At 63.3% G+C, this 17643-nt stretch carries 15 protein-coding genes; 5 read left to right on the top strand and 10 right to left on the bottom strand.

Going from position 1 to position 17643, the window contains the following annotated elements; genetic code table 11:
- Positions 1 to 5: 5 nt before the first annotated feature.
- From rseP to rpsB, 8 genes are all read right to left on the bottom strand, one after another.
- Positions 6 to 1142, bottom strand: a complete 1137-nt coding sequence (gene rseP, locus AC1RRE_RS11620) for an RIP metalloprotease RseP (protein ID WP_492981296.1) — start codon at positions 1140 to 1142, stop codon at positions 6 to 8.
- 21 nt (positions 1143 to 1163) lie between these two features.
- Positions 1164 to 2378 (bottom strand): 1-deoxy-D-xylulose-5-phosphate reductoisomerase, encoded by a 1215-nt coding sequence (locus tag AC1RRE_RS11615; protein ID WP_492981294.1) that lies wholly within the window; start codon positions 2376 to 2378, stop codon positions 1164 to 1166.
- Positions 2375 to 3058 (bottom strand): phosphatidate cytidylyltransferase, encoded by a 684-nt coding sequence (locus tag AC1RRE_RS11610; protein ID WP_492981293.1) that lies wholly within the window; start codon positions 3056 to 3058, stop codon positions 2375 to 2377. The genes AC1RRE_RS11615 and AC1RRE_RS11610 overlap by 4 nt, the downstream gene beginning before the upstream one ends.
- A gap of 13 nt (positions 3059 to 3071) precedes the next feature.
- On the bottom strand, positions 3072 to 3806 hold the full coding sequence (locus tag AC1RRE_RS11605; RefSeq protein ID WP_492981292.1) for an isoprenyl transferase: 735 nt from the start codon (positions 3804 to 3806) through the stop codon (positions 3072 to 3074).
- Between the two features lies 1 nt (position 3807).
- A complete protein-coding gene (gene frr / locus AC1RRE_RS11600) occupies positions 3808 to 4329 on the bottom strand; it encodes a ribosome recycling factor (protein ID WP_492981360.1) in 522 nt (173 codons plus the stop codon).
- Between the two features lie 93 nt (positions 4330 to 4422).
- Positions 4423 to 5139, bottom strand: coding sequence for a UMP kinase (gene pyrH / locus AC1RRE_RS11595; RefSeq protein ID WP_492981291.1), 717 nt, complete (start codon positions 5137 to 5139; stop codon positions 4423 to 4425).
- Positions 5140 to 5383: 244 nt separating this feature from the next.
- Positions 5384 to 6307, bottom strand: coding sequence for a translation elongation factor Ts (gene tsf, locus AC1RRE_RS11590; RefSeq protein WP_492981290.1), 924 nt, complete (start codon positions 6305 to 6307; stop codon positions 5384 to 5386).
- Positions 6308 to 6417: 110 nt separating this feature from the next.
- The gene (gene rpsB, locus AC1RRE_RS11585) at positions 6418 to 7206 is read right to left on the bottom strand and encodes a 30S ribosomal protein S2 (RefSeq protein WP_492981289.1); all 789 of its coding nucleotides are present in this window, start codon (positions 7204 to 7206) and stop codon (positions 6418 to 6420) included.
- A 308-nt stretch (positions 7207 to 7514) separates the two neighbouring features.
- On the opposite strand from rpsB, the gene AC1RRE_RS11580 reads away from it, so the two are divergent.
- On the top strand, positions 7515 to 8831 hold the full coding sequence (locus AC1RRE_RS11580) for a pentapeptide repeat-containing protein (protein WP_492981288.1): 1317 nt from the start codon (positions 7515 to 7517) through the stop codon (positions 8829 to 8831).
- Positions 8832 to 8875: 44 nt separating this feature from the next.
- A complete protein-coding gene (locus tag AC1RRE_RS11575) occupies positions 8876 to 10198 on the top strand; it encodes a pentapeptide repeat-containing protein (protein WP_492981287.1) in 1323 nt (440 codons plus the stop codon).
- Here AC1RRE_RS11575 and AC1RRE_RS11570 read toward each other — a convergent pair.
- Positions 10182 to 11441, bottom strand: coding sequence for an MFS transporter (locus AC1RRE_RS11570; protein WP_492981286.1), 1260 nt, complete (start codon positions 11439 to 11441; stop codon positions 10182 to 10184). The genes AC1RRE_RS11575 and AC1RRE_RS11570 overlap by 17 nt on opposite strands.
- 183 nt (positions 11442 to 11624) lie before the next feature.
- Between AC1RRE_RS11570 and AC1RRE_RS11565 the strand changes: the two genes are divergently transcribed.
- From AC1RRE_RS11565 to AC1RRE_RS11555, 3 genes are read left to right on the top strand one after another with little or no spacing between them, the layout of a single operon-like run.
- Positions 11625 to 12683, top strand: coding sequence for an HlyD family secretion protein (locus AC1RRE_RS11565; protein ID WP_492981285.1), 1059 nt, complete (start codon positions 11625 to 11627; stop codon positions 12681 to 12683).
- A gap of 10 nt (positions 12684 to 12693) precedes the next feature.
- The gene (locus AC1RRE_RS11560) at positions 12694 to 14277 is read left to right on the top strand and encodes a DHA2 family efflux MFS transporter permease subunit (RefSeq protein ID WP_492981284.1); all 1584 of its coding nucleotides are present in this window, start codon (positions 12694 to 12696) and stop codon (positions 14275 to 14277) included.
- Positions 14274 to 14900 (top strand): TetR/AcrR family transcriptional regulator, encoded by a 627-nt coding sequence (locus AC1RRE_RS11555; protein ID WP_492981283.1) that lies wholly within the window; start codon positions 14274 to 14276, stop codon positions 14898 to 14900. The genes AC1RRE_RS11560 and AC1RRE_RS11555 overlap by 4 nt, the downstream gene beginning before the upstream one ends.
- Here AC1RRE_RS11555 and pepN read toward each other — a convergent pair.
- Positions 14897 to 17548, bottom strand: coding sequence for an aminopeptidase N (pepN, locus tag AC1RRE_RS11550; RefSeq protein ID WP_492981282.1), 2652 nt, complete (start codon positions 17546 to 17548; stop codon positions 14897 to 14899). The genes AC1RRE_RS11555 and pepN overlap by 4 nt on opposite strands.
- Positions 17549 to 17643 lie beyond the last annotated feature (95 nt).

Raw genomic sequence — 17643 nt, 5'->3', positions numbered from 1 at the left:
CGGATTCACGAGAAAAGCCCAGTGAGGAAATTGAAAATTGGCAGGCGGTTCAAGTCGTTCCATGTAGCGAACACAAACAGGGACATGACCAGGGCAAAGCCGATGCGGAAGCCATATTCCTGGGCCCGCTCGCCCAGCGGGCGGCCGCGCAGCGCCTCGATGCCGTAGAACAGCAGATGGCCACCATCCAGCATGGGCACCGGGAAAAGGTTAATCAGGCCGATCGCGACCGACAGGGTGGCCATCAGGGACACCAGGCCGAGCCAGCTCGACTTGGCCACGTCGCCCGACATCTTGGCGATGCCCAGCGGACCGCTGAGCTGATCGCCGGACTCCTTGCCGTTAATGATGCGGCCCAGATAGGTGAAGGTATTGGCTACCACATGCCAGGTCTCACGCACGGCCTGCACAACGGCGGTCGCGGGGTCATGCCGGACGAAATCGATGCCGGCAGTCCGGATGCCGATCTGGCCAAGCTTCTGCGTGCCGCCAGCCCCGTCAGCGACATCGACACGCTGCGGCACCACAGTCAGGCCGATCTCGGTGCCCTCACGCAGCACACGAAGCGCAATCGGGGTCTCGGCGCGCAGCGCCACATAAGACCGCAGTTCCTCGAAGCGCTGAATCCCGCTGCCATCGGCGCTGAGGATGCGATCGCCCGAACGCAGACCGGCGGATTCCGCGGCGCTGCCCTGCACCACATCGCCGACGACGGGCGGCGTGAAAGGCTGGCCGACCAGGCTGAACAGCACGGCATAGACCAGGATCGCGAAAATGAAGTTGATGGCCGGACCGGCGAAGACGATGGCAGCGCGCTGGCCCAACGTCTTGTGATGGAAGGAAACCTTCTTGTCCGCCTCCGACATCGCGGCAACGGCGGTGTTGTCGGCGCTGGAGGTCGCATCGGCGTCGCCGAAGAACTTCACATAACCGCCCAGCGGCACGGCGCTGATCTTCCAGCGGGTGCCATGCTTGTCGAACCAGCCGAACAGCTCCGGACCGAACCCGATGGAAAAGACCTCGACCTTCACGCCGCAGCGGCGCGCAACCGAATAGTGGCCGAGTTCATGCACGAACACGATGATGGTGAGGACGACGACAAACGGAATGACGTATCCGGCGAAACTGGCAATGAAGTCCATGGCACCTCAACAAGCCGCGCTTCAGCGCCGGCCCCGTCCTCTCGTTTGCACCCGCACGACCCGATCGTCATCCGTCGGATCGATCAGATGCGCCGCATAGCGCCTCGCCGCACCATCCGCCTCCCGCACCGCCGCCAGATCCATTAGGGGACCACTGGGCACGCGGGACAGGGTCTGTTCGACGATCCGCGTGATGTCGAGAAACCCGATCCGGCCATTCAGAAAGGCATCAACGGCCACTTCGTTGGCCGCGTTCAGGATAGTAGGCGCAGCGCCCCCTGTTTGCAAGGCTTGCCGCGCCAGGTTAAGGGCAGGAAATCTAGCAAAATCAGGTACTTCAAAGGTCAGCTTGGCAATCGCGGCCAGGTCCAGCCGGGTTGCCGGGGTGGGCATGCGGCCGGGCCAGGCAAGCGCCACTGCAATGGGGGTCCGCATATCGGGCGTCCCAAGCTGGGCCAGCACCGAGCCGTCGACATAGGAAACCAGGCTGTGGATCACCGACTGGGGGTGGATCAGCACCTCGATCCGGCTTTCCGGCACCGGGAACAGGAAGCTGGCCTCGATCATCTCCAGCCCCTTATTCATCAGGGTGGCGGAATCGACCGAGATTTTGGCTCCCATGCTCCAGACCGGATGGGCGATGGCCTGGGCCGGCGTCACCTCGCGCATCTCGCTGAGGTTGAGGGTGCGGAACGGGCCGCCCGAGGCGGTCAGGATTACCCGGTCGATGCTGTCAGGCGCATCGAAATCGAAGACCTGAAAAATCGCGTTATGCTCGGAATCGACCGGCAGGATGGTGGCGCCATGCAGGGCCGCCTCACGCATCACCAGCGCGCCAGCGCAGACCAGGCTTTCCTTGTTGGCCAGCGCCACAAGGGCACCGCGACGCACAGCCGCCAGTGTCGGCTCCAGACCGGCAGCGCCGACGATCGCCGCCATCACCCATTCCGCCGGCCGTGTCGCGGCCTCGACGATGGCAGCTGCACCGCCTGCCGTCTCGATGCCACTGCCGGCCAGACGCTGCCGCAGCTCGGCCAGCAGGCTCTCGTCACCGATCACCGCCAGCTTGGCCTTTACCAGCATGGCCTGCTCGGCCAGCAACGCGACATTGCTTTGCGCGGTCAGCGCCTCGACCGGAAAGCGTTCGGGCTCGCGCACCACCAGATCGATGGTCGAGCGGCCGACAGAGCCGGTCGAGCCGAGAATGGTGACGCGGCGCACGGTGGTTTCCGTCATCCCCATAGCGTTCCTCGCGACAGCAGAATGCAGGCAGCCACGAAGGGCGCGGCGAACAGCAGGCCGTCCAGGCGATCCAGCACGCCGCCATGGCCGGGAATGAGATGGCTGGAATCCTTTGCGCCGAAATAGCGCTTGATGGCGGACTCGGTGAAATCACCGGCCTGCGACACGACGGCAACAACGCCGGCGAGTGCGGCCAGTGACAGCGCCGGCAATGTGGGATCGATAGCGGCCACGAAGCCGCCGACAATCGCGGCAGAGACCATGCCGCCCAGCAGGCCGGCCCAGGTCTTGTTGGGCGAGATGCGCGGGATCAGTTTCGGCCCGCCGATGGTGCGGCCGGCGAAATATGCGCCGGTATCGGTCGACCACACGGCGCAGAAAAGCCAGAAGACGACATGACGACCATGCTCGGGCAGTTCGCGCAGCCAGATCAGCGCGGCACAGGGCAGGATGACGTAGACAAGCCCCAGCGCGATCCACAGCGGTCCGCGCGTCCATGGCGCAGCAGTGTCGGCCTGTTTGGGAAAGCGCAGCCACTCCCACAGCATCAGCACACCGGCCAACACCACCAGCGCGATGAACGCGACGCCGCCGAACCAGACGGCCGCCACCGCGACGGGCAGCAGCACGATGGCCGAGAGGATACGAAGCTGCAGACTGCTGAGGGAGGTCATGCGGACCGGGCAATCACTCACTGGCGCCATAGCGCCGCTCGCGCTGCTGGTAATTCTCGACCGCTGCAGCCAAATCCTGCACCGAGAAATCGGGCCAGAATTTGTCAATAAAGATCAACTCACTATAAGCCGACTGCCACAGCAGGAAGTTCGACAGACGTTGCTCGCCGCTGGTGCGGATGATCAGGTCGGGATCGGGAATGCCGGCTGTCTGCAGACTGCCGGCCAGCGTATCGGCCGTGATGTCCTGCGGCTTCAGCGTGCCGGCCGCAACCTGCTCCGCCAGACGACGGCAGGCTTCGACGATCTCGTCCTGACTGCCGTAGCTCAGCGCAATCGTCAACGTCAGCTTGCGATTGTCGCGCGTCTTGGCTTCGGACTCCGCGATCAGCGCCACGATGTCAGGTGCCAGCTTGCTGCGATCGCCGATCATACGGATGCAAACGCCGTTGCGCGCCAGATCGTCCAGTTCGCGGCGGATGAACAGCCGCAGCAAATCCATCAGACCGGCAACTTCACTTTCCGGCCGCTTCCAGTTTTCCGACGAGAAAGCATAGAGCGTCAGGTATTCGATGCCGAGATCGCGACAGCCGCGCACCACTTCGCGCACGGTATCCACGCCCTGCCGGTGTCCCAGATTGCGCGGCAGGCCGCGCGCCTTCGCCCAGCGCCCGTTGCCATCCATGATGATGGCAATATGGCGAGGCGGAAGCGGCGCAAGCGCCTGCGATGCAACGGGTTGCGACATGCTAGACCTGCAGGATCTCCTTGGTCTTCTGGGCGAGCAGATCGTCGATCTTCTTGGTGGAATCGTCGGTCAGCTTCTGGATCTCGTCCTGATACATCTTGACGTCGTCCTCGCCGAGGTCGCCGTCCTTCTCCGACTTCTTCAGGTTATCCATGCCGTCGCGACGCACGCCGCGCACCGACACCTTGGCCTGCTCGGCATACTGGCCGGCGACCTTGGTCAGCTCCTTGCGGCGCTGTTCATTCAGTTCCGGGATCGGAATGCGGATCAGGGTGCCGTCGGCCTGCGGATTGAGGCCGAGGCCGCTGGTGGTGATCGCCTTCTCCACCGCCTTCACGTTGCTCTTGTCCCAGACCTGCACGCTGATCATGCGCGGCTCGGGCACGCTCACAGTGCCGACCTGGTTGATCGGCATCACGCTGCCATACACATCGACGCGGACAGGATCGAGCATGCTGACACTGGCGCGCCCGGTGCGCAGGCTGGCGAGTTCGTGTTTCAGCACATCGACCGCCTTGGTCATGCGCCGTTCAATGTCGTCGATATCCGGTTCGGCCACCTGCCTGCTCCCGTCTTTTTCTGAATAATACCAAATATTTAAGATAATACGGCCGACCTATTCGCCTTCGATCACGGTACAGCGGCCGGTGCCGGTCAGCACTTTGGCGAAGCCGCCTGCCTCGTGCAAGGAGAACACCAGGATCGGAATCCGGTTTTCCCGCGCCAGACTGATGGCGGATGCATCCATCACCTTCAGGTCCTGCTGCAGCACGTCCATATAGGTCAGCGTCTCATACCGTTTCGCGGTCTTGTCCTTCTTTGGATCGGCGCTGTAGACGCCATCCACCTGCGTGCCTTTCAGCAGCGCGTCGCAGCCCATTTCGGCGGCGCGCAGCGCGGCGGCGGTATCGGTGGTGAAGAACGGGTTGCCGGTGCCGGCGGCGAAGATGACCACGCGGCCCTTCTCCAGATGTCGGATAGCGCGGCGGCGGATGTAAGGCTCGCAGACCGTATCCATGCGGATGGCCGACATCACGCGGCTCGGCACGCCATGGGATTCCAGTGCATGCTGCACGGCCAGTCCGTTAATCACGGTGGCCAGCATGCCCATATAGTCGGCCGAAGCGCGCTGCATGCCCTGCGTGGCGCCGGAGACGCCGCGGAAGATGTTGCCGCCGCCGATCACCAGGCAGACCTCGCCGCCCATGGAATGCACCGCCTTGATCTCGGCGGTGATGCGGTCGACCGTCTCGAAGTCGATGCCATAAGGGGTCGGGCCCATCAGGGCCTCGCCCGAGCATTTCAGCAGGACACGGCGATATTTGAAGCTCATGAGGATCCTCAGGGGGCGTTCCCCGGCGACGCGGCGGGCCAAGGGATGACGGAAAAGCGCGGCGATTCTGTGGCGGTTTTATACCACGCCCGCAAATCCCATGGCAGCGGTCCCAGCCCCGCCCGGACGCCTGCCCTGACCTTGTCACCGTCCCCGCAGGATCGGCCAGCCAGACATGGACCGGCCGGACATGGAAAGGGGGGCTTTCGCCCCCCTGACACGGAATTGCAGTCCGGACGGGCGATCAGCCCGCCATCTTGGCCACTTCGGCGGCAAAATCGTCGGCCTTCTTCTCGATGCCCTCGCCCAGCTGGAAGCGGACGAAACCGGTGATCTCGATCGGGGCGCCGGCATCCTTGCCGGCCTTCTCGACCGCCTTGCCCACCGGGGTCTCGCCATCGATCACGAAGGTCTGCTCGAGCAGAACCACTTCCTGATAGAACTTGCGAATACGGCCTTCGACCATCTTGGCGATGATATCGGCCGGCTTGCCCGAGGCGGCAGCCTGGTCGGTCAGCACCTGACGCTCGCGCTCGACCAAGGCCTGGTCGAGGTCCTTCGGGCTCAGCGACTGCGGATTGGCGGCAGCGATATGCATCGCCACCTGCTTGCCGATCTGTTCGACCACTTCACGCTTGCCGGTCGACTTCAGTGCGACCAGAACGCCCAGCTTGCCCAGGCCATCGGCCAGCGCGCTGTGGACGTAGGACACGACCACGCCGCCATCGACGGTCAGCTTCTTGGCGCGACGCAGCGTCATGTTCTCGCCAATGGTGGCGATGGCATGGGTCACTTCGTCCTTCACGTTGCGGCTGCTGCCCGGGAAGGCAGCGGCTTCGATCTTGGCAATATCGTCACCGGCGCTCAGCGCCACGGTGGCGACGCCGCTGGCGAGCGCCTGGAACTGCGGATTGCGACCGACGAAATCGGTCTCCGAGTTCACTTCGACGATGGCGCCGGTGTTGTCCTTCACGGCAACGGCGACCAGGCCTTCAGCGGCCACGCGGCCGGCCTTCTTGGAAGCGGCCGACAGGCCCTTCTTGCGCAGCCAGTCGATGGCGGCGTCCAGGTCACCGTTCGTCTCGCCCAGCGCCTTCTTGCAATCCATCATGCCCGCGCCGGTCTTCTCGCGCAGGTCCTTCACCAGGGCCGCAGTAATCTCAGCCATGTCATCCTCTCAGTATGCTTGAACCGTCAATAACGGTCGGGTCACGGAAACGGCTGCGGCGCCCCGTCGAAAAACGACAGAGGCGCCGCGACCGGAACAGTTACAGGCGATTAGGCCTGGGGCTGGGCCGCGGCTTCGCCTTCGGCAGCGGCCTGGACCGGGGCTTCCTCGGCAGCGCCGATATCGGCACCGCTGGAGGAAATCTGGTCTTCCACGCCGCTCAGAACGGCCAGCGAGAACAGATCGCAGTACAGGTTGATGGCGCGCAGCGCGTCATCGTTGCCCGGCACCGGATAGGTGATGCCCTGCGGATCCGAATTGGAGTCGAGGATCGCGACGACCGGGATGCCCAGGGTGCGGGCTTCGGCGATGGCGATGTCTTCCTTGACCGTGTCGATGACGATCATGACGCTCGGAATGCCGCCCATGTCCTTGATGCCGCCCAGTGCACGATCAAGCTTCTCGCGCTCGCGGGTCAGGTTCAGGACTTCCTTCTTGGTCAGGCCGGCAGTGCCCTGCTCGCCCGAGCCCAGCAGCTCTTCCAGGTCCTTCAGGCGCTTGATCGACTGGGAGATGGTCTTCCAGTTGGTCAGCATGCCGCCGAGCCAGCGATGGTTCACGTAGTACTGACCGCACTTGGCGGCAGCTTCCGCGATCGCTTCCGAGGCCTGGCGCTTGGTGCCGACGAACAGCACGCGGCCGCCACCGGCAACCGTGTCACGCACGGCCTGCAGGGCGCGATGCAGCAGCGGAACGCTCTGCTGCAGATCGATGATGTGGATGTTGTTGCGATCTCCGAAGAGATACGACTTCATCTTCGGGTTCCAGCGATGGGTCTGGTGTCCGAAGTGCACGCCAGCTTCAATGAGCTGACGCATGGTAAAGGTCGGCAGGGTCATCCTATGTCCTTCTCCGGTTGGGCCGCCGCAGGCACGTCCTTCGCTCCTCGTGTGGAACTGGGACACCGGAACGCTGTATCGGGATGTCTCCCCGATAACCGCGTAAGCCTGCGTGTGGGTTTGAGTGCGCGCCTTTTAGCCGGTTCGGACCGGGAACGCAAGCGGCAACCAGCCCCGGTCCGGGCCGCCTTAGCACCCTGGGTATACGCGCCCTGCCCGGCTTGCGCCCCGGAGCATCCCTAAAGATTTTTCCGTTTACTGACAAACAGATACTGGCGCCTGCATAGGCGTCATGATCATATGCGGCCATGTCCGAAGCGGCTGTGATCCAGCAAAAAGACCTAGACCCCCTGCTGGCGAGCCAGGAGCGTTTTGCCAAGGGCATGCGCGGGGGTATCAGGCTCAACTTGCAGTTTCAGAACGCCTCTGGCCTCAATATGGCCAACCGCGACCTGCGGGAATGCAGCATGGTCGGCGGGCGCTTCAGAGGGACTATCTTCAAGTTCGCCAAGCTGATCGGGGCCAATTTCTACGGGGCGGACATGGAAAGCGCCGACCTCTCCTCCTCTGATCTCACCCGCTCCGACCTGCGGGGTGCCATTTTGCGCGGCGCCAACCTGGAATTCGCTGACCTGACCAACGCAGATTTGCGTGATGGCCGGCTGCTGAGACCTGACGAAGACGGCAATCTGGTGCCGATCGCGGTGGGCGGTGCGGTCACCGAGCGGGCGCAGATGACCCATTCCAAGCTGGTGGGCGCCAAGCTGGGCCGCATCATGAGTCAGCAGGCGGACCTGAGCCACGCCAACTTGGCGAACGCCAAACTGGTGGATGCCGATCTGTCGAATTCCGATCTGCGCGGCGCGATCTTTGTCGGTGCCGACCTGACCAATACCAACATGAGCGGCTGCGCCCTGTCAGGTGCGGTTCTGGCAGGCGCCATGCTGAACGGCACGAAATTCGATGGTGCCGACCTCGCCGGCGCCTTCTTCCGTCATACCGAAATGAAGGATGCCCGCCTGAGCGGCGCCATGCTGCCCAAGGTCATCAGCGATCTGGACAAGCCGTTGCAGATCATCCTGCGCGAGCATCTTGCCTGGGCCGACAGCCTCGGCTCCAAAGGCCGCCGGGCGGATTTCAGCCGCATCGACATGTCGGGGGCAAAACTCGGCCAGATTGACCTGTCGGCCGCCCTGTTCGTGCAGTCGACCCTGGTCGAGGTCGACTTTACCGGCGCGATTTTAACCATGTGCGACTTCAGCGATGCGATGCTGCTGAATAGCCAGTTTACCGATGCCGATCTGCGTGGCGTGAAATTCGCTGGCGCGAATCTGATCGGCACGAACTTCCGGGGCGCCAAGCTGTCGCCCATGGCCATCTCCTCCCTGCATGCGAAGCGCTGGCATGCCAATCTGGAAAATGCCAATCTGAGCCAGTCGAACTTAAGCGCTTGCGATCTGGAAGGCGCCAACATGACCCGCGCCATCCTCATGCACTGCGATATGCGCGATGCCAACCTGAAGGGGGCCAATCTGCGCGGCGCCGATCTGACCGGTGCCGACCTGCGTGACGCCGATGTGGCAGGGGCCGACTTCTCGGGCGCAACCGGCGTGAACTTGTCCTGACCCTGTGCTAGGTTGACCGAAGGCCGAAAAAAGAAACCTGCCGAATGAACAATCCCGTCAAGGTCATTGCCCAGTACGAAGTCGACGAACTGTTCGAGAACCATGCCAACTATGTGCGTGGGGTTCGTGGCGGCAAACGTATGGTCATGCACTTCCGCGACGCCTCGCGGGTGGACTTCAGCGGCAAGGAACTGACCTCTGCCGATTTCGTCGGCAGCAAGATGAATTACGCCGACTTCAGCCACGCGATCCTGGTTGGCTCGTCCTTCTTCGCCGCCGACCTGCAGGGCGCCGACTTCCGTCGCGCCGACCTGACCAAGGCTGACCTGCGCGGCGTGAACCTGCGCAACGCCAATCTCGAAGGCACCAACCTTACCAACGCCGACATCCGTGATGGCGTGCTGCTGCGCCCCGATGATGATGGCAACCTGATCGCGGTGCTGAAGCGCGCCACCTCCATCGACAACGCCAAGATGGCCGGCGCCAACCTGACCTCGGCCAAACTGGGCAAGGTGGTCGGTCGCAATACCGATTTGAGCAACTGCAATTTCTCCAACGCCAAGCTGAACGGCGCCGATCTTTCCGGATCGAACCTGTCAGGCTGTCTGTTCACCGGCGCGGACCTCACCGGCTCGAACCTGTCGCATTGCGTGCTGCACGGCTCGGTGCTGGCTGGCGCGGTGCTGAACGAGACCAACTTCGACGGCGCCGATCTGACGGCCGCCTATTTCCGCCCGGTCGATCTGCGTGACGCCGATGTCACCAAGGCGATCATGCCGCGCAGTCTGGAAAGCCTGGACCGCTCGCTGCAGTTCATCGTGAAAGAGCATCTCACCTGGATCGAAACGCTTGGCAAGCAGGGCATGCGCGTTGATTTCAGCCGCTATGACCTGTCGGATCTGAAGTTGAACAACATCAACTTCTCGGCCGGTGACTTCTCCTACGCGATCCTGCGCAATACCGATTTTTCCGGCTCGCGGTTCGTGCTGTCCGATCTGCGCGGCGCGATGATGCTGAATGCCAATTTCGCCACCAGCAACCTGCAGGGTGCGAAATTCGACCGCGCCATCATGACCAATGCCGATTTCCGCGGCGCCAAGCTGTCGCCCATCAGCATTGCCGGTGCGATGAACCGCCGTCAGGCGGCAAGCCTGCAGGAATGCAACATGACGCAGGCCAAGTTCCAGGGCGCCGATCTGGAAGGTGCGAGCTTCAACCGCTCGATCCTGACGCTGGTTGATCTGCGCAGCGCCAACCTGCGCGGTTGTTCCTTCCTGGATGCCGATCTAACCAATGCCGATCTGCGCGGCGCCGATCTGGAAGGCGCCGACCTGCGCGGCGTGATCGGCTTCAAGATGCCGGAATAGCGACAGCACTTCCCTCTTCATCCATCGACGGCGGCAATTCCTTCAATGCCGGCATCTGCGACAGCAGGATGACCAGCAGCTGCACGCCATATCCGATCACCGCCAGCCAGATCGCGGCCGACAATCCCCAATACTGACCCACAAAGCCGCCAGCCAGTGCGCCGAGCGGACGCATGCCCAAGGTCGCCACCTGCTGGATCGCACTGACGCGGCCGATCAGCCGCAGCGGCACGATGGCCTGACGCAGGCTGGTCTGGCCGATGGTCCATAGCATCGGGCCGAAGCCGAAGGTGAAGTAGCCCGCGCAGAGCAGTATGAAGGCTGTGTCGCGTTCAGTCAGGATCGTCGCCGCGCCGATGAACAGTGACGCGAAAACCGACATCGCAGGCCCGAGCAGGATCATATGGCCCAGACGCAGGCGTGCATGGATCATCGGCATGGCGATTGCCGCCAGCAGCATGCCCAGCCCCTGTGCGCCCAGTGCAATGCCAATCTCGGCTGGGCCTAAGCCGATCTCGTTCATGGCGAACAGCACGAAGACGGCCATCAGCACGAACCAGCTGAAGTTCCAGGCCATGGCGCAGCCGGCGATGGCGCGCAGCAGTGGATGCCGCCAGACCAGGGTCAGTCCTTCGGCCAGCGCCTCGCGCATCGGCGGCCGCGTTGCTGTCGATGGTTTATCGCGCGGCAGGCCGAGCAACACGCCGGCGGTGATCGCCGAGGTGATGGCTGAGAGCGCCAGCGCCGTCACCGGCGAGGTCCAGGCCGCGACCGCGCCGGCCAGACCTGGCCCGAGGAAGATCGCCGCGGCGCGCGTGAACTCGATCTTGGTATTGGCGACCGGCAGCATCTCACGCGGCACGATGCCGGGCAGATAGGCCTGCAGACCGACATTGAACACAACCGTCGCGGCCGAAAGCGCGAAGCCGAAGATCGCCAGCGCCGTCATGTCGAGCCAGCCGGCCATCGCGACGAGCGGCAGCAGTCCCAGCAGCAGCGCCCGTCCGGCTTCCGATCCGGCCATCAGGCGGCTGCGCGACACCCGGTCGGCCCAGAGTCCGGCAAACAGCGACAGCAGCAGGTACGGCAGGGTCTGGGCGGCGCTCAGTGCGCCCATGGTCTCGGCCGTGGCCCCTAGCAGCATGGCCGCCATCAGCGGGATCGCAGCCAGGGCGAATTGCTCGGCCCCGTTGGCCGCCAGATTGGCAAATGACAGGTAATACAAAGACTTGTTCGATGACATGCTGGCCTCCGGGCTGCCCCTCTGAGGTAGCTGGTCCGCCGCCTGCACTCTATCCGGAGCTTGCGCTGTCATATCCGACGCAGACCTGTGACCCCCGTCACCGGCGGTAATCGGCTAATTCGTAGACAGTGCCGTCTAGTAATCCTAAAAATCACTCCAGACGCCCTCCCCTGGAATGACCCCATGACCAAGAAGAAACGCATCCTCTCGCTCCTCGCTCTCGTGGCCCTTGCCGGCGGCACCTATGGCGCCTGGCACTGGTGGAGCTACGGCCGCTACATCGAGACCACCGACAACGCCTATATCGGCGCCGACATCACGGTCGTCGCCCCCAAGGTCACCGGCTACATCACCAGCATGGGTGTGAACGACAACCAGCAGATCAAGGCTGGCACTGTGCTGTTCGAGATCGATGCCAGCGACTATCGCGCCAAGGTGGCGCAGGCCGAAGCCGCCGTGCAGGCCCGTCGCGCCGCGCTCGATGTGGTCGAGAAGCAGATCGGCAGCCAGCAGGCCGCGATCGCTGAAGCTGACGCGCAGTTACGCTCAACACGGGCCGACCAGTCGCGCACCGAGGAGGACCTCAAGCGTTACCGCCAGCTGGCCGCCGGCAACTATGTCTCGAACCAGAAGCTGGAACTCGCCCAGGCAGACCAGCGCAAGGCGCGCGCCGCAGTCGACCGCGCCGATGCCGGCAAGTCGCTCGAGCAGAACCAGATCGCCGTGCTGCGCGCCAACTACGAACAGGCCAGGGCGCAGATCGCCCAGGCCGAGGCCGACCTCGCCGCTGCGAAGCTTGATCTGGACAACACCGTGATCCGCGCTCCGGTCGATGGCGTGATCGGCAACCGTACCGGCCAGACCGGCCAGTATGTGAAGCCCGGCACCCAGATCATGGTGATCGTGCCGACCGATGCCATTTATGTCGTCGCCAACTTCAAGGAGACGCAGCTGAAAGCCATGAAGCCGGGCCAGACCGCCCTGCTGCATGTCGACGCCTTCCCCGACCAGGTGCTGAAGGCCCGCATCGACAGCTTCGCGCCGGCCTCCGGCGCCAAGTTCAGCCTGCTGCCGCCGGACAACGCGACAGGCAACTTCACCAAGATCGTGCAGCGCGTGCCGGTCAAGCTGGTGCTCGACAGGACCGCGACGCCGCTGCTGCTGGTGCCGGGCATGTCGGTGGTAGTCGATGTCGACCTGCGCACCGTCACCGATACCCGCGCCGTCGCCGCCAAGAGCTAAGGCCTGAGTCATGTCCGCCTCTGTTGCCACCATGGGTCCGCCGCCGGCTGCGGCTGATGCGTTGCCGAAAGGTCGGATGATTGGCTACTTCGCCATGGTGCTGGGCATGTTCATGGCGATCCTGGACATCCAGATCGTCTCCTCCTCGCTGAGCGAGATCCAGGCCGGCCTCTCGGCTTCAGCTGACGAGATCAGCTGGGTACAAACCAGCTACCTGATCGCCGAAGTGATCATGATCCCCTTCAGCGGCTATCTCTCGCGCCTGCTGTCGACGCGCGTGCTGTTCACCGTATCGGCGCTCAGCTTCACCATCGCCAGCATGGGCTGCGCCATGGCCACCAATCTGGAAACCATGATCGTGCTGCGCGCGCTGCAGGGCTTCCTCGGCGGCGCCATGATCCCGACCGTCTTCGCCAGCACCTATATGATCTTTCCGCGCGACAAGATGGCCGGCGCCACCGTGATCATCGGCCTGGTCGCCACGCTTGCGCCCACCATCGGCCCGACGCTGGGCGGCTACCTGACCCAGCTGTTCTCCTGGCACTGGCTGTTCCTGATCAACATCGTGCCCGGCGTCATCGTCAGCCTGCTGGTCTGGACCTTCATGGATATCGACAAGCCGGACTATTCGCTGTTCAAGGGCTTTGACTATATCGGCCTCGGCTCGCTGGCCGTCTTCCTCGGCAGCCTGGAATATGTGCTGGAGGAAGGCACGCGCAAGGACTGGTTCTCCGACGAGGGCATGCGTTGGCTGGCCCTGGCCTGCGGCATCGGTGCGGTGCTGTTCTTCTGGCGCAGCTTCACCTATCGCAATCCCATCGTCGACCTGAAGGCTTTCCGCAACCGCAACTTCGCCACCGGCTGCCTGTTCAGCCTGACCATCGGCGTCGGTCTCTATGGTCTGGTTTACCTGATGCCGCTGTATCTCGGTCGGGTGCGCGGGCTCAACAGCCTGCAGATCGGCGAGATCATGTTCATCACCGGCCTGGCGCAGTTCCTCACCGCACCCATCGCCGGCACACTGGCGCGTAAGGCCGATCCGCGCCCAGTGCTGGCCTTTGGCTTCGCGCTACTGGCTGCCTCGACCTGGAGCCTGACCGGCCTGACCGGCGACTGGCAGTTCGATGAACTGCTACTGCCGCAGATCATGCGCGGCGCGGCCCTGATGTTCTGCATCGTACCGATCAACGTGATTGCACTGGGCACCCTGCCGCCGCAGGAGCTGAAGAATGCCAGCGGGCTCTATAACCTGACCCGCAATCTCGGCGGCGCCTTCGGGCTGGCCGGCATCAACACCTTGATGACCGAGCGGACCAACTTCCACTGGAACCGCATGACCGACTTCATCAACCCCGGCCGCATCGAGGTGCAGCAGTATATCGACAGCATCGCCAACATGTTCGGCGACCGCACGGCGGCCGACCAGACTGCGCTGGCGATGAAGATGCTGGGCAACAAGGTGCAGAGCCAGGCCTACATCATGAGCTTCATCGACACCTTCACCGTCTTGAGCATCCTGTTCGCCGCTGCCGCCTGCGCTGTTATCCTCGCGCAGAAGCCGAAGCAGGCTCCTGCCCCGGGAGAGGCACATTGAACAAGCAGGCCATCATCAAACGGGGCCGGCCTGCCGATCCGGCCAAGCGCGCCGCGGTGCTGGAGACGGCACGCGACATGTTCTTCGAGCATGGCTATGGCATCGGACTGGAAGCCATCGCCGCCCAGGCCGGTGTATCGCGGCAGACCATCTACAACATGTTCGCCTCGAAGGACGACCTATTCGCCGCCATCGTGCAGGAGACCTCGGGCTCGATCACGGCGGCGCTGGCAGAACTGTCGCCGGAAGCCACGCCCTATGAAGTACTGAACGCGCTGGGCACCAGCTTCCTGACCAAGATCCTGTCCGACCGCGCGGTGCAGTTCCAGCGCCTGCTGATCGGCTCGGCCGCCAGTTTTCCAACCCTCGGCCCCACTTTCTACGCCAACGGCCCGGGTCGCGGCCTGGCGCGACTGTCAGCCTATCTCGACCGCGAGACCGAAGCCGGGCATCTGGCCGTGGAAGACCCGGTGCTGGCTGCCGAGCAGTTCTTCGGCATGCTGATGGGCCATCGCAGCATGCGGCGCACGCTCCGCATCGATGGTGAAATGCCTGCCGCCGAAATCCAGCGCCGCGTCGACAGCGCCGTGCGCGCTTTCCTGCGCGCCTACAGCAAACCTTAAACCAGAGACTTGGACGCGATCTCGTACACGTCGCGTGACAGTTTCGGCTTGGCCAGGACACGCTCGAGCTGCGCCTTCATCTTGGCCTGACGTCCGACATCAAAGCGCTTCCAGCGGCCGAGCGGCGCCAGCAGGCGGGCAGCCACCTGCGGATTGACCGGCTCCAGCTCCAGGATGCGGTCGGCATGGAAGGCATAGCCTGAGCCATCGGCGGCATGATAGCGCAGCGCATTCGCCGTAAAGCTGCCGATCAGGGCACGCACCTTGTTGGGCTTCTGCATCGAGAAGGCCGGATGGCCAAGCAGGCCCTGCACGACATTAAGCGTATCGGGCAGCGACGAGATCGCCTGCAGACCGAGCCACTTGTCGATCACCAGCGCATCACCAGCGGCACGCGTGTAGAAATCGTCCAGCGCCCTGGTCCGCTCCGCACAGTCGATATCGATCAGCAGGCGCAATGCCGCCATGCGATCGGTCATGTTGTCGGCCTTGGCATACTGGTCGAAGATGACCTGCCGCAGGCCCGCATCCGTATCGGCCAGTTCCGAGAGATAGGACAGCGCCGCGTTCTTCAGCGCGCGCTGTCCGGCCGGACCGGCATCGGGGCTGTAGGGCCCAGCGACGGTATTAGTCTTGTAAAGATCGGCCAGCAGCGGCCGGAAGGTCTCGGCGATCTGGCGACGCAGGCTGCGACGCGCCGCATGCACGCCCTCCACATCCACCACCGTCATGCGGTCGGCGATATAGTCTTCCGACGGCAGTGCGATGACTTCGGCGATGAAGGCCTTATCCAGCTTGCTGTCCTTCAGGATCAGACCGATCGCATCGATGAAAGCTGGATCGAAAGCCTGGGTCGGCTTGGCCACGCGCTGCAGCAGTAGGTCGGTGGCATATTGCTGGCCGGCTTCCCAGCGCGCGAAGGCATCTTCGTCATGCGCCATCAGGAAGGCGCGTTCGGCGCCGTTCTGGTTCGACACGATATTCACCGGCGCCGAGAAGCCGCGGTTGAAGGACAGCGCCTTTGGCTCAGGCACCCCCGTGAAGCGGAAGGTCTGCTTCGGCTTGCTCAGTGACAGCACGCGGCTGGTGCCGGCCGCCTGGCTTTCGCCCTCCAGCGTCAACGGAATGCCCTGCCCCTGCGCATCCAGCAGGCCGACCTTGACCGGGATATGCATCGGCTGCTTGGTCTCCTGCCCCGGCGCCGGGGCGAGTGTCTGCGCCACTGTCAGTTCATAAGTACCGGCCTTGGCATCGTAGCGGCCTTCAACCTTCAACTCGGGCGTGCCGGCCTGACTGTACCACAGCCGGAACTGCGAGAGATCGACGCCACTGGCATCCGCCATGGCAGCAACAAACTGGTCACAGGTCGCGGCTTCCCCATCGTGGCGCTCGACATAGAGCCTCATGCCCTTCTGGAACCCGTCTTCACCCAGCAGGGTATGGATCATGCGGATGACTTCCGCGCCCTTCTCGTAGACTGTCGCCGTGTAGAAGTTGTCGATGGCGATATAGCTGTCCGGGCGGATCGGGTGCGCCATTGGGCCGGCATCCTCCTGGAACTGGCGGGCGCGCAGGTTGCGTACCTCCTGGATGCGCAGCACCGGACGGGCGCGCATATCGGAGGAAAACTCCTGGTCGCGGAAGACGGTCAGTCCTTCTTTGAGCGAGAGCTGGAACCAGTCGCGACAGGTGATGCGGTTGCCGGTCCAGTTGTGGAAATACTCATGCGCGACCACGGCCTCGATGCCGGCATAGTCGAAATCGGTGGCGCTGTCCGGATCGGCCAGAATGTATTTGTCGTTGAAGACATTCAGGCTCTTGTTCTCCATCGCGCCCATGTTGAAGTCGCTGACGGCCACGATGTTGAACAGGTCGAGATCGTATTCCAGCCCGAAGCGGGTCTCGTCCCAGCGCATGGAACGCTTCAGCGCATCCATGGCATAGGCGGTACGTCCTTCCTTGCCATGTTCGACAAAGATGCGCAGGGCGACCTTGCGGCCGGACTGGGTAGTGAAGCTGTCTTCATTGACAGCAAGATCGCCGGCCACCAGCGCGAAGAGATAACAGGGCTTGGGGAACGGATCCTGCCAGACGGCGAAATGCCGGCCATCGGGCAGCACACCCTCCTCGACCAGATTGCCGTTCGACAGCAGCACTGGGCAGGATTTTTTATCGGCGCGGATGGTGGTGCGGTAGACCGCCATCACATCGGGACGGTCGAGGAAATAGGTGATGCGGCGAAAGCCTTCCGCCTCGCATTGCGTACAGTAGTTGCCGTTCGACTGGTACAGCCCCGAGAGCTGCGTATTGCCTTTCGGGTTTATTCTGGTGACGACCTCCAGCCTGAAGTTCGCTGGCGGAATGAAAATGGTCAGGCTTTCGGCATCGACATTATAGGCAGCCTTGTCCAGCGGCTTGCCATCGATGGCGATGGACAGCAACTCCAGATCCTCGCCATCCAGTCGCAGCGGTGCACCAGAGGTTTCCGCCCGCAACGTCAGCGTCGATTTCACCACCGTGGCTTCCGGCATCAGATCGAACTCAAGATCGACCGTCGCGATGCTGTAATCAGGCTTGCGATAATCCTTGCGATGGATTGTCTGCGGCTGCACCTGGTTCACGTTCACTGTCCTTGCTGTTTCCGTCATCCCGCGATCCTGCGCAGGCACGTACCATTATAGCCCCTATTTCCCAAAAAAATAAGGTCGCGGCTCCGATGGCCTGTGATAGAATTCCTGCATCT

The organism is Ferrovibrio sp. GW821-FHT12D07 (assembly GCF_058807275.1).
Note: the sequence above shows the minus strand (reverse complement) of the source record. Positions and strands in the feature narration are given on the sequence as shown.